The organism is Leucobacter sp. BZR 635, from assembly GCF_048061935.2.
Classification (GTDB): domain Bacteria; phylum Actinomycetota; class Actinomycetes; order Actinomycetales; family Microbacteriaceae; genus Leucobacter.
In genome coordinates, this window is the sequence record NZ_JBLUNZ020000051.1 from 63791 (window position 1) to 79708 (window position 15918).

General features: G+C 65.8%; 18 protein-coding genes. 6 read left to right on the forward strand and 12 right to left on the reverse strand.

Features of this window, described 5'->3' with window-relative positions:
- The first annotated feature begins 74 nt into the window (after positions 1 to 74).
- Positions 75 to 278 carry a hypothetical protein gene (locus ACI1US_RS10800; protein ID WP_461640354.1) on the forward strand — a complete coding sequence of 68 codons (204 nt, stop codon included), beginning with the start codon at positions 75 to 77 and terminating at the stop codon, positions 276 to 278.
- A gap of 64 nt (positions 279 to 342) precedes the next feature.
- Here the strand turns inward: ACI1US_RS10800 and ACI1US_RS10805 are convergent, their stop codons facing one another.
- Positions 343 to 558 carry an SCO4848 family membrane protein gene (locus ACI1US_RS10805; RefSeq protein ID WP_461640356.1) on the reverse strand — a complete coding sequence of 72 codons (216 nt, stop codon included), beginning with the start codon at positions 556 to 558 and terminating at the stop codon, positions 343 to 345.
- A gap of 51 nt (positions 559 to 609) precedes the next feature.
- On the opposite strand from ACI1US_RS10805, the gene ACI1US_RS10810 reads away from it, so the two are divergent.
- The gene (locus tag ACI1US_RS10810; protein ID WP_461640358.1) at positions 610 to 1029 is read left to right on the forward strand and encodes an acyl-CoA thioesterase; all 420 of its coding nucleotides are present in this window, start codon (positions 610 to 612) and stop codon (positions 1027 to 1029) included.
- Positions 1030 to 1262: 233 nt separating this feature from the next.
- Here ACI1US_RS10810 and ACI1US_RS10815 read toward each other — a convergent pair whose 3' ends face one another.
- Positions 1263 to 1715 carry a GNAT family N-acetyltransferase gene (locus tag ACI1US_RS10815; protein WP_461640360.1) on the reverse strand — a complete coding sequence of 151 codons (453 nt, stop codon included), beginning with the start codon at positions 1713 to 1715 and terminating at the stop codon, positions 1263 to 1265.
- Positions 1716 to 2029: 314 nt separating this feature from the next.
- On the opposite strand from ACI1US_RS10815, the gene ACI1US_RS10820 reads away from it, so the two are divergent.
- Complete coding sequence (locus ACI1US_RS10820; protein ID WP_461640362.1) at positions 2030 to 2605, forward strand: HdeD family acid-resistance protein; 576 nt, start codon at positions 2030 to 2032, stop codon at positions 2603 to 2605.
- A gap of 131 nt (positions 2606 to 2736) precedes the next feature.
- Here ACI1US_RS10820 and ACI1US_RS10825 read toward each other — a convergent pair whose 3' ends face one another.
- Genes ACI1US_RS10825 through ACI1US_RS10840 form a run of 4 tightly spaced genes read right to left on the reverse strand, consistent with a single transcriptional unit; the run spans position 2737 to position 5210 of the window.
- On the reverse strand, positions 2737 to 3192 hold the full coding sequence (locus ACI1US_RS10825) for an SseB family protein (protein ID WP_461640364.1): 456 nt from the start codon (positions 3190 to 3192) through the stop codon (positions 2737 to 2739).
- Positions 3193 to 3201: 9 nt separating this feature from the next.
- On the reverse strand, positions 3202 to 3825 hold the full coding sequence (locus tag ACI1US_RS10830) for an energy-coupling factor transporter transmembrane component T family protein (protein WP_461640366.1): 624 nt from the start codon (positions 3823 to 3825) through the stop codon (positions 3202 to 3204).
- On the reverse strand, positions 3822 to 4565 hold the full coding sequence (locus ACI1US_RS10835; protein WP_461640368.1) for an energy-coupling factor ABC transporter ATP-binding protein: 744 nt from the start codon (positions 4563 to 4565) through the stop codon (positions 3822 to 3824). Before ACI1US_RS10835 ends, ACI1US_RS10830 begins: the two co-directional genes overlap by 4 nt.
- A gap of 9 nt (positions 4566 to 4574) precedes the next feature.
- Entirely contained in the window at positions 4575 to 5210 is a 636-nt protein-coding gene (locus ACI1US_RS10840; RefSeq protein WP_461640370.1) for a biotin transporter BioY, read from the reverse strand.
- A 70-nt stretch (positions 5211 to 5280) separates the two neighbouring features.
- Between ACI1US_RS10840 and ACI1US_RS10845 the strand changes: the two genes are divergently transcribed.
- Complete coding sequence (locus ACI1US_RS10845) at positions 5281 to 5868, forward strand: TetR/AcrR family transcriptional regulator (RefSeq protein ID WP_461640372.1); 588 nt, start codon at positions 5281 to 5283, stop codon at positions 5866 to 5868.
- A 93-nt stretch (positions 5869 to 5961) separates the two neighbouring features.
- On the forward strand, positions 5962 to 6162 hold the full coding sequence (locus ACI1US_RS10850) for a hypothetical protein (RefSeq protein WP_461640374.1): 201 nt from the start codon (positions 5962 to 5964) through the stop codon (positions 6160 to 6162).
- A gap of 91 nt (positions 6163 to 6253) precedes the next feature.
- Here ACI1US_RS10850 and ACI1US_RS10855 read toward each other — a convergent pair whose 3' ends face one another.
- The 6 genes from ACI1US_RS10855 to ACI1US_RS10880 form a co-directional block, all read right to left on the reverse strand.
- On the reverse strand, positions 6254 to 6583 hold the full coding sequence (locus tag ACI1US_RS10855; RefSeq protein WP_461640376.1) for a DUF4190 domain-containing protein: 330 nt from the start codon (positions 6581 to 6583) through the stop codon (positions 6254 to 6256).
- A gap of 66 nt (positions 6584 to 6649) precedes the next feature.
- Complete coding sequence (locus ACI1US_RS10860) at positions 6650 to 8317, reverse strand: long-chain-fatty-acid--CoA ligase (protein WP_461640378.1); 1668 nt, start codon at positions 8315 to 8317, stop codon at positions 6650 to 6652.
- Between the two features lie 468 nt (positions 8318 to 8785).
- On the reverse strand, positions 8786 to 9979 hold the full coding sequence (locus ACI1US_RS10865; protein ID WP_461640380.1) for a Fic family protein: 1194 nt from the start codon (positions 9977 to 9979) through the stop codon (positions 8786 to 8788).
- A gap of 118 nt (positions 9980 to 10097) precedes the next feature.
- A complete protein-coding gene (gene nucS / locus ACI1US_RS10870) occupies positions 10098 to 10790 on the reverse strand; it encodes an endonuclease NucS (RefSeq protein ID WP_461640382.1) in 693 nt (230 codons plus the stop codon).
- 9 nt (positions 10791 to 10799) lie between these two features.
- Positions 10800 to 12068 (reverse strand): MFS transporter, encoded by a 1269-nt coding sequence (locus ACI1US_RS10875; protein ID WP_461640384.1) that lies wholly within the window; start codon positions 12066 to 12068, stop codon positions 10800 to 10802.
- A gap of 61 nt (positions 12069 to 12129) precedes the next feature.
- Entirely contained in the window at positions 12130 to 13485 is a 1356-nt protein-coding gene (locus ACI1US_RS10880; protein ID WP_461640386.1) for an MATE family efflux transporter, read from the reverse strand.
- A 155-nt stretch (positions 13486 to 13640) separates the two neighbouring features.
- Between ACI1US_RS10880 and ACI1US_RS10885 the strand changes: the two genes are divergently transcribed.
- Positions 13641 to 15629, forward strand: coding sequence for a M13 family metallopeptidase (locus tag ACI1US_RS10885; RefSeq protein WP_416550030.1), 1989 nt, complete (start codon positions 13641 to 13643; stop codon positions 15627 to 15629).
- Positions 15630 to 15918 lie beyond the last annotated feature (289 nt).

The window sequence follows — 15918 nt, forward strand, 5'->3', positions numbered from 1 at the left end:
GTGCGCTCTGGTTGTCGACGCTAAAGGTGCGTAGACTCTTGGGCACATGTTTCACTGGCGAAAGGGGAGCGGAAATGGCTGAGAACACGAAGAAGGCACTGCCGGATCACGAGTCGGATCCGGCCCGCACGCCCGGTGACGGCTGGGTCGGCGAGGGTGGGGCTTCGCACCTCGGGCCTGCCACGCACACCGCCTCAGGCCGCGAAGAGCCCGGAACAGTCACTGAGTCGGCAGCCGATGACGCTGACGCTGACGAGGAAACCGACAGCGCAGAGTAACAGCAGTACCGCGTAACAGCAGCGCGGCGCGGCTGCACGAAAGAGCGGCCCGCAGCCGCGCTGTTTAGCTCGCGAGCAGGACGATGCCCGCAATCGCGGAGACGACCGCGATAAGCAGGGCGATCCCGATGAGGATCGCGTGTACCGTGAGGAACTTGGTGGCGCGGCCGTGCTCGTCGCGAGCGCGCGGATCCTTCGCGACGCGAGCCCAGAACCGGGGCCACACGATCACGTTATAGGCGGCGTTGACGAGCAGCAGGATTCCAGCGAAGACAACCATGCGTCCAGTCTATGGCTGAGCGGGAATCAGTCACTGTTCTAGGCTTGGTCTATGAGTGAGTACCGGCACCTCGTGCGCAAATGGATTAAACCCGAAGACCTGAACCAGCACGACGCACTCTTTGGCGGCAGGCTACTGCAGTGGGTAGACGAGGAAGCCGCGATCGTTGCCGTCACGCAGCTCGGCACTACCGACCTCGTGACTCGGCACATGTCTGCGATTGACTTCGTGTCGCGTGCAGAGCGAGGGGACCTGCTCGAGCTCGAGTACCGGGTGGTTGCTTTCGGGCGGACGTCGATCACGCTGAGCTGCCGGGTGGAGAACGCCGCGACCGGTCAAGACGTACTGCGGCTCGACAGCCTCGTGTTTGTTGCCGTTGACGGCGACGGCCACCCGACCGCGCACGGGGAGTCGGTGGCGACCCCGGGCACGGAGCGGCTGCGGGAGAACGCTGCCGCTCGCGCGCGTTAGTCGGGCAGAACCTGCCGACTGCTCCGCACTACGCCGACTCTTGACGATTGAGTGTGCGCGCGGGGAACCTCAGTGCGCGCGCCGGAAGCCTCGCGGGGTGCCACCCCTACCATCCTCTCCGCCCCGATTAATTCGGTCCGACTCTTGCACAGGCCGTAAACGGGGCGGAAAGGATTAAACGGGGAAGTTGCGATTTGGGGGCGTTGCGGTTTAGGGGCCCCGCGATTCGCGCGCTACGCCTCCGGGGCGCGGTCGTAGGTGACCCAAGCAGTTTGTGTCGCCACGCGATCATAGATGCTCCGAGCAGGGGCGTTTGACTCGGCCGTGATCCAACGCACCACTGATGCGCCCTCAGCCTTCGCGATTGCGCCGAGTCGCTCGATGAGCGCGGTGGCGACGCCCTTGCCGCGCGCGGCTGGGGTGGTGAAGAGGTCGTCGAGGTAGAGGCCGGTCGAGGCCGCGAGCGGGCGCGCGAAGGTACGGAAATGTGCGATGCCGATGACGAGGCCACCCTCGACCGCGGCGATGCCGCGAGTCTCGTGGTCGGGATCGTTCAGCCAGCCCCACACCGTATCGATCGCCTCTGGGTCGTGCGGCACTTCGTAGAAGTCGCGGTATCCACGGTAGGCCTCCTCCCACGATGCGCGGTCTCCCGGGTTAATAGCTCGCAGAATGAGTGCGCCCACAGTGCCGCTCCTGTTTCTCTTGGCAGCCGCTCACGGTTCGCACAGTGAACACGATGGCTGATCGAATACTGGAAACCACACTAGCGGTGCGAGAGGGGTGCTCGACGCCAGAACAGCGCTTCTGGGCACCAGCGTTGCCTCACCCGAGCTGCGGAAGGGCGACGGAGCAGGCAAACGCGCACTTTCTGTGCGGCAGCAAGAGATTTCCCATGGCTTGGCCGAGGAAATGCTGCACATTTGGCCCGAAAAGTGGGATGCTGAGAGAAACGCTCAGACTCCCGGGGCGCACGTAATCCTGATAGGAGCATCGAATCATGTCTGTAACTGATACCACCGAGCCCACGCTTGAGGCCCGCGCAACTGATGGTGCCCGCGTACTCTTCGGAGTCGGCGGCCTCATCGCCATCGTGCTCGGCCTCTTCGTCATCTTCGCGCCGAAGACCACGGCAGGCGTCACCCTCACCTTCCTCGCAGCCCTCATCGGCGCGTACGCGATCGTCACGGGAATCGTCTACTTCGGCACCGCGATCTTCTCACGCGGCGTCGGCGGCTGGTCACGAGTCGGACACATCCTCCTCGGCATCCTCTACATCGTTGGTGGCGTTATCATCATGTCGAACCTCATGTTCGCGGGAGTCGTTACCGCGCTGATGTTCTCGATCATGGTCGGTATGCTCTGGATCTTCGAGGGCATCCTCGCCTTCGCGACCGCATCGAAGTCGCAGAGCAAGGTGTGGAGCATCATCTACGGCATCATTTCGCTGATCGCCGGTGTCGTGCTGCTGCTCTCGCCGATGATGGGGGCAGTGACCCTGTGGTGGCTGCTCGGCATCTCGATGGTCGTGCTCGGCGTCGTCCAGGTCGTGCGCGCGTTCCGCGTCGGCAAGTAGCCGATTCGGCGTCTCGGCGCCGGAAATGACTGTGCCCCCTCAGCGATGAGGGGGCACAGTCATGTCCGGCTGCAGGGAGGCTCACCAGGCTAGGTTCAGCGGGCCACGCCAGCCCGCTGGCGCGACGCAGGCTACGCCTGGAGGGACTCTGCCGTGACCTCGTCGTATTCGAGGGCGAGCAAGATGAACTTTCGCAGGCACACGAGTGAGGCGGATGCCTTGTCGAACTCAGCGGCGACGAAGCGGTCGGCCTTGATGAGCGACAGCGCTGCGCGTGCCGGCATGATCGCCCCCTTCACCTCCTCGCCACGAGCCTGCGGTGCCAGTGCACGCAGCTCGGCCATCGAGGTGAAGATCGGGAGTACGAGCTGCCCCTTGGTCGAGCGAATCGTGCGAACCCGCGGCCCCTTCTTCTTCGACGAGGTGCCTGTCACGTCGACCACGAGGAAGCCCTCGCGCAGCGCGTTGAGGAACGCTGCGAGGTGCTCGTAGTCAGGGGCCGCCTGGAAGGCGAGCAGAGCGGCACGCGCCTCGGTGTTTTCGTAGTTCTCGTCAACGCCCTCGGGCAGCTCGTGAGTTTCGACCATGCGTCTAGCCTACGGGGCTTCAGCGTCTCCAATGCCGCGAGCGGCGAGGGCCTCCCCGGTGAGCTGCGCCTGTGAGACTGTGCGTAGCACTAGCGGAACTGTGCGGGCGCGCAGGCTGCGCTCGAGGCCTCGGGCGCGAGCCGCGAGCTGCGCCTCCCGCGATAAATCCTGCACCGCGGGGATCATGCGGATAGCGAGAGAAAACGTCAGCGCGATCCGCTCGGTGTCGACGCCGAAGCGTTGGAGCGGGGTGAGCGCCCACGAGATCGTCTCAAGCATGTCGCTCGCCCGGGTGCTTGCGGTAACTGCGCTCGCCGCAAAGATAAGGGCGAGCAGGTCGGCGATGACCTCGGTGCCGCGCTCCCACCCGGCATTCCAGGTCTGAAAGATAAAGAGCGGAACGCCGATGAGAGCGAACGCGCGCGCAACCCGCCAGAAATCGCGCCCCCGCAGGCCCGCGAGGAGTGCGAGGGTGACGCCGATCGCGAGGGCGACGAGGGCGGCGATCCAGCCGCGCATTGCGAGTGTGGCGATCGCGAACGCGAACAGCCCGAGCAGCTTGGCCCCCGGGCGAAGTGCGTGGAGCGGGCCGCCGCGGGTGATGTAGGCGCCGAGCGCAGCCGGGGCGCTCACGCTGACGCCACGCTCTGGCGATAGTGCGCGACGGCGGCGCTCGGCTCACCGTCGAACACGACGCGGCCGCCTTCGACCACCAGCGTTCTATCGGCGCGCTCGGCGAGCTCAAGGTTGTGGGTGACGATCACCACCTGCTGCGGTAGGGAAAGCAGCAGGTCGCCGATGAGGCGGGTGTTGCGAAGGTCGAGCAGCGTGGTGGGCTCGTCGGTGACAAGGATCTGCGGATCCGTCGCAAGCACCGTCGCGATGGCGAGCAGCTGCTGCTGGCCGCCCGAGAGCGCGTGCACGCTGCGTTCTGCGAAGCCGTCGAGACCGAAGCGGGCGAGGGCGCTGAGTGCTGCGGCACGGCGCTCGCCCACATCGCGGTGCGCTCGCCGCAGCGATAGCTCGACGTCTTCAACGACGGTCGGCATGATGATCTGCGCCGCGGGGTCGGTGAACACGAACCCAACCGAACGCCGCACGGCTGTCCCGTCGGCCACAGTGTCGAGTTCGGTAGCTCCGTCCCGCCCCGTAGCCCCGCCGTGCTCGGTCGCGGCCCTCGCGCGGCCGGGCCGAATCGTCACGCTGCCGGAGCTGGGCGCAACGAGTCCGTTGATGAGCCTCGCAAGCGTTGACTTCCCCGAACCATTCGCGCCGATAATCGACACCCGCGGCTCGCTGAGGCTGAGGGTGATCGGGTGCAGGATCGTTGCGCCGTCATGCGCGACGACGGCTGCCTGGTTGAACGAGATCACCCCGTGATCCTACGCGCTCACCGCGGGAGTGTGCGCCGCTACCGCCGCCCTGCCGCGAGGTGGCAGCAACGCGGGGAAGGCACGATGTACCGAGGTTGCGACGATTGCCATGAGCACATTCTTGAGGATGTCGCCCGGCAGGAAGGTGAGTCCGAAGGTGAATGCCTGGGCGAGCGACATGTCTGCGCGCCAGGCCATGCCGAGTGAGCCGAGCGGGTAGATCACGAGGACGGAGGCGGCGACGCCCGCGAGGAGGATCAGCGGAATGCTCGTCGCGATGCGTTTCCGGGGGAGACGCTCCACGATGAAGCCGGTGAGGAACGCGGCGAACGGGAATGACGCGAGGTAGCCCACCGAGGGGCCCGCGAACGGGGCGAGGCCTGCGCCGCCGGCGGTGAAGACGGGGAGGCCGATCGCGCCGACGGCGAGCCAGAGCAGCACGGCGAGCGCGCCGCGCGATGCGCCGAGCACCGCCCCGGCGAGGATCACCGCGAAGGTCTGCAGGGTGATCGGGACGACGCCGACCGGGATCGCGGGGAGCAGGGAGCACGCGCCGATGAGCGCGGCAAAGCTCGCGATGAGGGCAAGGTCAGTGGCGGTGCTGCGGCGCTGTGTCGCCGGAGCGGGGGCTGGTGAGGCGGTCATTCGTACTCCCAAGATCGAACCTGAACGGTGTTCTGGTGAACAGTGTTCAGGTTAGCGATACACTGGTGCAATGCGCAACACCAGAGCCGACGTCGTCGCCGCGGCGCTGCGCGTGCTCGCGGGCCAGGGCCTCGAATCATGCTCGATGCGCAGGGTCGCCGCGGAGCTCGACGTGCAGCCCAGCGCGCTCTACCACCATGTGCCGAACAAGCAGAGCCTGCTTGCGCTCATGGCCGATGAGATTGTGCGGCGGGTGCGGCTCGCGAGCACCGATCCGCGCGCCCTCTGCACGGAACTTCGCGCCGCAATGCTCGCGGTGCGCGACGGGGCCGACGTTGTCGCGACCGTCGAAGCATTTAGATTGGGATCTTCTGCCGTTGAACACCGGCTTGCCGAGCTCGTCGGCGCGGACGGCGGCCGCACCCTGCTGCTCTACACCTTTGGGCACACGCAGTCGACGCAGACGCATCGCCAGGCCGCGGAGTTCGGCGCGCTGCTCGACTCGGAACCGGGTGAGGGGAGCGAACCCGGTACCGCGAACGCTGGCATGGGTGAACAGCCCGACGATCTCGACGCATCCTTTGCCCGCGGCCTCGACATTATTCTCGCCGGGCTTGCCGCCGCGCCCCCGCGCGAGCGAATACTCCCGCGGGTCTGAAAACAGCCTGAGACTTCCGCAGAATTATCGGTGATTCTTTCAGAAACCTACGAAAAGCTAGAGGCCTACCGCTGGAAACGAAGGGGGAACATCATGGGCTTTCTTGATGACGCAAAGCACAACGCAGCCGAGGCCGCGAAGAAGGTGAGCGACGCAGTCGAGGACGGCGTCGATAAGGCCAAGGACAAGATCGACGAGTTCAAGGCCGAGGCAGATGTCAAGCGTGCCGAGGCAGAACGCGACGCAGTGAAGGCGCGCAACGATGTCAAGGATGAGCTCCGAGACAACGAGTAGCCGCCGCTACAGCACAGACGCCCCGCGTCCCTGCCCCTGTTGGGGCGGGCGCGGGGCGTTCGTGTGTGCGGGGCGGGCTGGCGTTTTCGGCCTAGCCAATGGCGATCAGCCAGGCCCAGAAGAGCGTCGAGCCCACGATGATCGCGATCGTCAGGTACCCAAACACGAGCCCCGTGAGTGCGACACCGCGCCCCACCCCGGTGCGGTTGGAGGTGCGCAGGCCCATGTGGCCGAAGACGATCGCGAGCAGCGCTGGCAAGAACGCGACCGCGCCGGCGATGATGCCAAAGATCGGGAACGGCGACCAGATGCCGATGAGGCCCCCAACGATGCCGAGGATCAGCGACGTCACTGCCATCGCGTTGTTTGGGGGCGGCACCGGCTGCTGGTAGACGATCCGCTGAGGAGGCTGGTAGCTCATGCCCTGATAGTACCGACCGGCGGTGAGGTGGAGCCGGGAAGACCGGGCTGGGCGGCGGGCATGCCCTTACTCCGTTGACGTAGAGGTGCCCGCGTGCTCGAGCCGCAGCGCCTTCTTGTCGATCTTGCCAACGCCCGTGCGCGGCAGAGTGTCGACGTGAACAATGTGCTCTGGCAGCTGCCACGCCGCAAACCTCTCGGCGAGACCCGCGTGGAGCTCCTCGAGCGTGAGCGGTGTGCCATCGGTCGTCACCACGAGGGCGAGGGGGCGCTCCTCCCACCTCGGGTGCGGGATGCTGATGACGGCCGCGTCAGCGACCCGCGGAATGCCGACGATCGCGTTCTCCATGTCGATCGACGAGATCCACTCGCCGCCGCTCTTGATTACGTCCTTGAGCCGGTCGGTGAGCTTCAGGTAGCCATCTGCGTCGACGCTGCCGACATCGCCACTGCGCCAGTGGCCGTCAAGGAAGTGATCGCCGTCATCGTCGAGGTCGAAGTAGCGCTCGGCGATCCACGGGCCGCGCAGCAGGATCTCGCCGACGCTCTCGCCATCGTGCGGAAGCGTGTTGCCCTCGGCATCGATGACCCGCACGTCGATCCCGTTCACGATGAGTCCCTGGCTTCGCTTGCGGTCCCACATTTCTTCGTCGGTCATGGTGCCGCGGAGCGACGGCTTGAGCCCGAGGTTGACTGCCACGAACGGCGTGGTTTCGGTGGCCCCGTAGGCGTGAATCACATTCGCGCCCGTGAGCTCATAGAACTCGCGCATGAGCGAGAGCGACGGCTCTGTCGAACCCGAGACGAGTCGCGCGCGGCTGAGGTCGGGCTTCGGGTCGAGCGTCTTGACGTAGTCGAGCATCGGCTGGAAGATCGCCGGCGCTCCGTTGGCGACCGTTACCTCCTCCTCAATGAGCTTGTCGACGAGGGCGGGGAGATCCTCCGCCTGGTAGCGGCCCGGCAGCACAATCTTGGCCGCGCTATAGACCGCGGCCTGTGGGAAGCCCCAGCTCTGGCAGTGGAACATCGGGGTCACCGGCATGACCGTGTCGTCGGCACCGATGTCGAGGCTCGCTGCCGCGGTGAGCGTGTGCAGGTAGATGCTGCGGTGCGAGTAGAAGATGCCCTTCGGGCGGCCGGTCGTGCCCGTTGTGTAGCAGGCGCTGTACGCCGACATCTCGTCAACGACGGGCCAGTCGTAATCGGGGTTCGCCGCCGCGACCAGGTCTTCAAAGTGCCGCGCATTGGGGAGCGTGGTCTCGATCTCCGACATCGGTCGGTCCGACATGATGACCCAATCAGTCACGCCGGGCGAGTGCGCCGCAAGCCCCTCCGCGACCGGCAATAGTGTCTCGTCCACCAGGATCACTGACGCGCCACTGTGCGCTGTCACGTAGCCGAGATCCCCTGGCGGGAGCCGAAGGTTCATCTGGAGCATGACGGCACCCGTGCCCGGGATCGCCCAGTACAGCTCGAAGTGGCGCTTGCTGTTCCAGTCGAGGATGCCCACGACATCGCCCGGCGAGACGCCGAGTGACTCGAGCGCGTTGGCAATGCGCTGGGTGCGAGCGTATGAGTCGGCGTAGGTGTAGCGGTCCCAGCCGCCGGTGGCGGTTCTGAAGATGATCTCTTGCTCGGGAAAGGTGCGTGCCGAGTGCCGAATGATCGTGGTCGTATTCAGCTGGTAACTATCGCCCATCGTTGATGGTTTGCCGGTGACGAACTTGGTGGTCATGATTCCTCCTCGAATCAACGTGCACCCGGCGCGGCCCCAGGCAGCACGCGCTGGGGAGCGACCGTTGCGCTGTTAATCCACAACCGTACCTTGCATTGGTGTGTGTTGCCAGAAAAGGGGTCTTCTGTTGTGGATCAGCGCGCGAGCGAGGCACCGCTGCGCGTGGCTGCCCCAGCGCAGAGCCCGCGTCCCGAGAAGAGCCCCGCGTGGCATCCTCACTGCCCCGATTAATTCAGACCGACCCTTGCGGGGGCCAAATGAGGGTCGGGGTGGATGGCTCGGGGCCTTGTAGTTGAGGAGAGATCTTCCCCAACAGTGCAACTCTTCTTTCACTTGAAGAGAGGTGTTGTGGAACATCTCTCCTAAAAGGGCGTGTTCTTGTCTCCCATGCCGCTATCATCCGCGGTGCGCGGCTTGCCCATCACGGCGTGCTGTTCAATGGAGCGCACCTCGCCCGAGCGGTCGGCTCTAGCGGACTAATACGGCGAGCACGCTCGGGGAGAAGTAGCGCTTCTTGTATGCGTTCTCGTCCAGAACTTCAAGAATCTCGAGTTCTCTCAACTGCTGCACGAGTCTGTTCGCTCGCTGATAGGAGACGTTGAGGTCCGTCTCAACCTTCTTGACGGTGAAGCTGGGGTTCGCGACGGCCAAATCAACCAGAGCGTGTGCGGTGTCTGCCCGCAAGTGTGAGGCGCGTAGCCGATCTTTCAGTTCAGCTTGGACCGCGACGAGTTCGAACATTTGGTGCTGGGTGGCGTCAGCTGCAGCCTGCAGCCCCTGTGCGAAGAATCTCACATACGCGTCCCAGTCTCCGGCTGAGCTCACTCCGAATAGCCGATCGTAGTACGTGCTCCTTCTCGCCTCAAACCAGGGAGAGACCGTGAGTGTGGGCTCGCTGAGCACGTTGTTTGCGAGCAGGGTCAGAACAATGAGGTACCTGCCGACGCGCCCGTTTCCATCCATGAAGGGGTGTAGCGACTCAAACTGATAGTGAGACATCGCGGCAGCAACCACTGGATCGATTGATGCGCTGTGGTCAGCGCGCATCCAGTCAACGAGGTCTTGCATTCCCGTGTGTAATTGGAGCCCGGGCGGCGTCGGAACAAAGCGGGATCTGTGCACGGGTAGCGCCTCTGGAATGGCCTCTTCGCGGATCCCAATGACCACCTGTTGGTCGCGGATCTGGCCAGAAACGCGTTCCAGTTGAGTGCCGCGCATCAACTGTCCCTGCAGACCCGTGATGAAAGAAACAGTGATCGGGAAGCCCCTGGCGATACTGTCAAATCCTTGATTCGCCATGTTGACGTAGTTCATCACTTCGACAAGTTCTGGCGATGACGGTGCGTCTTCATCCGCAGTGAGGACATCCTCCAGCGGGGCATACGTGCCCTCGAGCGCGGAGGTGCTCTGAGCTTCGCGCCGGAGGGTGGGGAGCCTCAGCAGAGTTGGGTTTGGAAGCTGCTTGGACGTGGCATCCAGCGCCGCCAATGATGCGCGAGCAGCGCTCACTGCCAGATAGGTATCCGGTGAGAGCTGTGGCATCTTGTCCTCGAGCGGATTCGGAACAAAGGCCATGTGTGACCACGCGCCACGTCGAGGGTCCACCCCGCTAATGGGGACAAGCGCTCCGGAGGTGCTCTTTTCGAAGAGATCTAGATCCACAATGCAACTCTAACCCCATTTGAAGAGAGGTGTTGGGGAACATCTCTCTTAAAGGAAGGTTTTGCGATGCGTCATGGGGGCTGAGTTCGCGTCGCGCGCGGACAACGCGGATGTCGAGCTAGAAGAGCGTGTTCTTGTCTTCCATGCCGCGCATCGCGTCGTAGTCGAGTACGAGGCAGCGGATGCCGCGATCCTCCGCGAGGGTGCGTGCCTGCGGCTTGATCTCCTGCGCCGCGAAGACGCCAGAGACGGGGGCGAGCAGCGGGTCGCGGTTCATGAGTTCGAGGTAGCGGGTGAGCTGCTCGACGCCGTCGATCTCGCCGCGGCGCTTGATCTCGATCGCGATCGAGGTGCCGCTCGCGTCGCGGGCCAAGATGTCTACGGGGCCGATCGCGGTCATGTACTCGCGGCGCACGAGCGAGTGGCCCTCGCCGACGAGCTCGATCTGCTCGGCGAGGAGCTCCTGCAGGTGGGCCTCGACGCCGTCCTTGATGAGACCCGGGTCGACCCCGAGGTCGTAGGAGGAGTCGTGGATGATCTCGAAGAGCGACACGATGAGCTTGTCAGCGGTCTTCTTGTGAGTGACCTGCCACTGCTCAACGATGCCGGCCTCGCGCACCTCGTCGTCGAGTTCGAGTGTCTCGTGCGAGCACGGCGGGCTCATCCAGTTCAGCGGCTTGTAGGAGCCGCCGTCGGAGTGCACGAGAATGCTCCCGTCGCCCTTCAGCATGAGCACGCGCTTGGCGCGCGGCAGGTGCGCCGAGAGACGACCCGCATAGTCAACGGAACAGTCAGCAACCACGATACGCACCGTGACAGTTTAGCCGGTTGTGTTCTTGCCCGCCTGCAGCCCCGGCTCGCGCGCCGCACCCGCCGCGAACAACACGAACACGAGCAGCACCACGATCGGCAGGAACGCCCGCAGCAGGCCGAAATGCTCGCCGAGGAAGCCGATGGCCATGGGACCCAGCAGGAACGCCGCGTAGGCGATCGCCGAGACCGTCGCGACGCCGCGGACCGCCTTCTCGGGGTCGTCGGCCGCCGCCGAGACACCGATGGGGAACCCGAGCGCGCTGCCCACGCCCCAGAGCGCAGCGCAGACGTACGCTGCCCAGGTGAACGGGAGCACGTTCATGAGCACGATGCTCGCGCCGGCGGTGATGGCGCTCGCGCGGAGGATCCACACCCGCCCGAAGCGGCCGAGCAGCAGACTACCCGAGGCGCGCGTGGCGAGCATGGCGACGAAGAAGACCCCAAGGGCGAGCGCCGCGGCGGGATTCGTGAACCCGCGGTGGTCGGCGAGCGCGAGCGGCAGCCAGTCCGTCGCGGTGCCCTCGGTGAGGCTCAGGCTCATCGCGAGGAGCCCGATGACGATGATGCGGGGGTCGCGCCACGGGTTGTAGTTCGCGGGCTTTTGCGGGTTCGGGTCAGCCGCGGGATTGGCGAGCAGCTGTATCGGGCCCGTGTTCGTGTTCACCGGGAGCGGCGCATCGGGCGCGGTGCTCGGCTCAACGCGGGGGATGCGCTGGATCGCGAAGAGGATCCCCGCGACGATCACCGCGAACACCACCCCCAGGTGGATCGGTACTGGCACCCCAAACTTCTCGGCGAGCGCGCCCGCTCCCATCGCGCCGACGCCGCCGAGGCTGTAGCCGCCGTGCAGGATCGGCATCCGCGATTTCCCGAGGGCACGTTCGGCCGCGGCACCGCTGACGTTCATCGCGACGTCGCTCGTGCTGAAGAAGAACCCGAAGCAGGCGAGCGCGAGCATCCCCAGACCCTGCAGGCCGAACCACAGCAGAGTTGCGCCGAGCGGCATGAAGAGTGCCTGCCCGAGCGCGCCGTAGAGGATCGCCTGGCGCGGGCCGAGCCAGGTCACGGTGCGGCCCGCCAACACGAGCCCGAGCACCGACCCTGAGGCGAGCGTCAGCCCGATAATGCTCATCTCGAAGGTGCTCGCCCCGAGATGGTCGCGCACGGCGGGGATGCGCGCGAGCCAATTACCGAAGCCGAAGCCAAACATCGTGAAGACGATGAGCACGCCAAAGGTCCACCGCGAAGGTGTGAACGGGGTGTCTCTAGCAGCCACAGTGCTCCTGACAAGTGAACGAAACCGCGTGGCGGCTCAACTGCTCTATTCTACGGGCTGGTTAGGCGCCGAGGACGATCCACTTGCCGCTCTTCGCGCGGATCCCGAGTGTGGTCGCGCGGGCGAGCATAAACACGATCATGAAGCACACCACAATCGCGACGAGTGCCGCCGGGCCCGACGGGACGAGCCGGGAGGCGAGCCAGAGCACCGGCAGGTAAACGGCGAGGTTGACCATGCTCGTCCAAGCAAGGTAGCGTGCGTCGCCCGCGCCCATGAGCACGCCGTCGAGCACGAACACGAAGCCGCCGAGCGGCAGCGAGATTCCGAGCACGATAAGCGCTGGCGGCAGCAACTCGAGCACGCCCGCGTCGCTCGTGAAAGCCCGGCCGATGACCGTGCTGCCGAGCGCGAGCAGAGCACCGATCACCGCGCCGGAGACGAGGCCCCAGAAAATTGTGCGGGAGACGACCCTGCGCGCCTGCGCTGCATTGCGGGAGCCGAGTGCGTCGCCGATGAGGGCCTGGGCCGCGATCGCGAGCGCGTCGAGCGCGAAGGCCGCGGTCGAGAAAATCGTGAACACCACCTGATAGGCGGCGGTCGCCTCGGTGCCGTGACTCGTCGCCGCGAACACCGTCGCGAGGAACGCGGCCCGCAGCCCGAGCGTGCGGATGAACAGCCAGCCGCCCGAGCGGCCCGCCTGCGAGAGCCCGTCGCGCTGCGGCCGCCAGCTCGCACCGGCGCGGCGCGCGTGCCGGGCCACCACCACAACGTACACAATGACCATGCCCCACTGTGCGGCTACCGTGCCCCACGCACTGCCGGCGATGCCCCAGCCGAGCCCATAGATGAACCACCAGTTCAGCAGCGCGTTCGCCGAGAAGCCGATCGTTGCAACGTACAGCGGCGTGCGGGTGTCTTGGAGGCCGCGCAGCAGCCCGGTCGCAGCGAATACGAGGAGCATCGCGGGGATCCCGAGGCACGACACCGTGAGGTAGGCGAGCGCCTGTTCCGTTGTCTCCGCGTCAGCTCCAAACGCGCGCACGAGGGGTGCTGCCGCCAGCCAGAGTAGGGTGCCGACGACAACGCCGATGCCAAGCGCGAGCCACAGCCCATCGATCCCCGCCTGCACCGCGCCCCTGAGATTTCCCGCGCCGCGCCTGCGGGCCACCATCGGGGTCGTCGAATAGGCGAGGAAGATCATCAGGCCGACCGCGGTCTGCAGGATCGCACTCGCGATCGCAAGCCCCGCGAGCGGTGCGGCCCCCAGGTGGCCGATAAAGATCGCGTCGAGCGTGAGGAGCATCGGCTCGACAATGAGCGCGCCGAGCGCGGGGAACGCGAGGGCCGCGATCCGGCGATCGATGGTGCGGCGACTCTGCCCAGATTCCCCGGGCTCCCCAACAGCTGCAGACATGAGCAACAGGCTATCGGCAGCCACAGACATTGGCGGAGGCGGCCGGGTTGCCCCGATCCGCCTGAACCGCCCGATCGATCTGATCGGCCGGAACGCCCGGATCGCTGAGAGTGAACGCCCTGTGCGCCGCGAGGAGCCGCGGCTAGGCTGAGCACATGAGTAACTCCGGTATTGATATCACCGAACTCGACGCGTCGGTGCGCCCCCAGGACGATCTGTTCCGTCACATGAACGGAAAGTGGATCGACCGCACCGAGATCCCGGCCGACAAGGCCAGGTATGGATCCTTCGCCGTGCTCGCCGAGAACGCCGAAGAGGCCGTGCGCGACATCATCACCGGCACGGAAGCCCCAGCCCCCGGCCTCATTGAGGGCGGAGCAGCTGCCGAGGCAGACAAGGTCGCCGCCCTCTACACGAGCTTCATGGACACCGAGCGCATCGACGCGCTCGGCGCTGAGCCGATCCGCGCCGACCTCGAGCGAGCGCTCACGGTTCCCTCGATCCCCGAACTCGTGCGCGTCACCGCGGAGCTCGAGCGGCAGGGCCTCGGCGGCTTCTACGGCATGTTCATCGACAACGATCCGGGCGACCCTGCCCGCTACATCCTGTTCGTGATGCAGGGCGGCATCGGGCTACCCGACGAGTCTTACTACCGCGAGGAGCAGTTCGCCGAGGTTCGTGAGCAGTACGTCGCGCACATCGAGCGCATGCTCACTCTTGCAGGCGTCGGTGCCGCGACCGCTGGCGATCCCGCCCGCCTCGCGAAGCTCGCCTTCGACCTCGAGACGCGCATCGCCGCGACCCACTGGGACACTGTCGCGAGCCGCGACATTCAGAAGCTCTACAACCTGCGCGATTTCGCCGGCCTTCAGGAGATCACTCCCGAGCTCGACTGGACCGCGTACATCGCGGCGATGGGCGCCCCTGAGGCAGCCTTCGCCGAGGTCGTCGCAGCCCAGCCGGACGCACTCGCCGGGCTCTCGGCCCTGCTCGTCGAGGACGAGCTCGAGGCCTGGCAGGCGTGGCTCGCGTGGGCGATCGTGCGATCCTCTGCCGCGCTCCTCACCCAAGAAATGTCGCGCGCAAACTTTGACTTCTACGGCACCGCGCTCACCGGCGCGACCGAGCAGCGCGAGCGCTGGCGTCGCGGCGTCTCCTTCGTCGAGGGCGCGATGGGCGAGGCCGTCGGCCGCATCTACGTCGAGCGCCACTTCGACGAGAACTCGAAGGCCGCCATGGATGAGCTCGTCGGCCACCTCATCGGTGCATACAGCGACTCGATCAAGGAGCTCTCCTGGATGGGCGAGGGCACCCGCGAGCGCGCCCTCGAGAAGCTCGGCAAGTTCACGCCGAAGATCGGCTACCCCGTGAAGTGGCGCGACTACTCGGCGCTCGCCGCAGACGCGAGCGACCTCGTCGGCAACTCGCACCGCGTCGCCGAGTACGAGTTCCAGCGCGAGTTCGGCAAGATCGGCAAGCCGATCGACGACACCGAGTGGTTCATGACCCCGCAGACCGTCAACGCGTACTACAACCCGGGCATGAACGAAATTGTCTTCCCCGCGGCGATCTTGCAGCCGCCGTTCTTCGACGTCACGTGGGATGCTGCAACGAACTTTGGTGCGATCGGCGCGGTCATCGGCCACGAGATCGGGCACGGCTTCGACGACCAGGGCTCGCGCTACGACGGCGACGGCAAGCTCACCGACTGGTGGACCGAGCAGGACCGCGAGGCCTTCGAGAAGCTCACGGGCGCGCTCATTGGCCAGTACAACGAGCTCTCACCTGAGGGTGCCGACGGGCAGACCGTGAACGGCGAGCTGACGATCGGCGAGAACATCGGCGACCTGTCGGGTCTCGAGATCGCGTGGAAGGCGTACCTGCGCTCGCTCGCCGGTGCCGAGTCGCCCGTCATCGATGGCCTCACCGGTGCAGAGCGTTTCTTCCTCGCGTGGGCGCAGGCGTGGCAGCAGAAGTCGCGGCCCGCCGAGGTCGTGCGTCTCCTGACGATCGACCCGCACTCGCCGAACGAGTTCCGCTGCAACCAGATCCTCAAGAACCTCGACGCGTTCCACGAGGCGTACGCAACGAAGCCGGGCGACGCCCTCTACCTCGCTCCCGAGGAGCGCGTGAGCATCTGGTAGGTCAGGCTTTCCGGGCTCGGCTCGCACTGGCCAGGTCCGTAGATTTGCCCCGAATGAACTGCTCTGGCGCTGCCGGAGCGTACATTCGGGGCACACCGGCTACCGGGGCGCTGGGCGCTGGGGGCTGGGCGCTGGGCGAGCGCCCCGCCCCGCGCCATGTGGTCCTTCACCAGAGCAGGTGTGCAGTTCAGCGATCAGCAAGAACCCACGACGCATGCAGTCACCGTGAGCATTACCGAAACGCTCAACACGTGAAGACCGCCGAAAGCATATGGTCTCGGCGAGGTGA

Bases quoted from the DNA above. Each gene is read 5' to 3' on its own strand.
- ACI1US_RS10840 (WP_461640370.1), bottom strand. From the start codon at position 5,210: ATGACCGCCTCACCAGCCCCCGCTCCGGCGACACAGCGCCGCAGCACC.
- ACI1US_RS10855 (WP_461640376.1), bottom strand. From the start codon at position 6,583: ATGAGCTACCAGCCTCCTCAGCGGATCGTCTACCAGCAGCCGGTGCCG.
- ACI1US_RS10805 (WP_461640356.1), bottom strand. From the start codon at position 558: ATGGTTGTCTTCGCTGGAATCCTGCTGCTCGTCAACGCCGCCTATAAC.
- ACI1US_RS10860 (WP_461640378.1), bottom strand. From the start codon at position 8,317: ATGACCACCAAGTTCGTCACCGGCAAACCATCAACGATGGGCGATAGT.
- ACI1US_RS10880 (WP_461640386.1), bottom strand. From the start codon at position 13,485: ATGTCTGCAGCTGTTGGGGAGCCCGGGGAATCTGGGCAGAGTCGCCGC.
- ACI1US_RS10845 (WP_461640372.1), top strand. From the start codon at position 5,281: ATGCGCAACACCAGAGCCGACGTCGTCGCCGCGGCGCTGCGCGTGCTC.
- ACI1US_RS10820 (WP_461640362.1), top strand. From the start codon at position 2,030: ATGTCTGTAACTGATACCACCGAGCCCACGCTTGAGGCCCGCGCAACT.
- ACI1US_RS10885 (WP_416550030.1), top strand. From the start codon at position 13,641: ATGAGTAACTCCGGTATTGATATCACCGAACTCGACGCGTCGGTGCGC.
- ACI1US_RS10850 (WP_461640374.1), top strand. From the start codon at position 5,962: ATGGGCTTTCTTGATGACGCAAAGCACAACGCAGCCGAGGCCGCGAAG.
- ACI1US_RS10810 (WP_461640358.1), top strand. From the start codon at position 610: ATGAGTGAGTACCGGCACCTCGTGCGCAAATGGATTAAACCCGAAGAC.
- ACI1US_RS10825 (WP_461640364.1), bottom strand. From the start codon at position 3,192: ATGGTCGAAACTCACGAGCTGCCCGAGGGCGTTGACGAGAACTACGAA.
- ACI1US_RS10800 (WP_461640354.1), top strand. From the start codon at position 75: ATGGCTGAGAACACGAAGAAGGCACTGCCGGATCACGAGTCGGATCCG.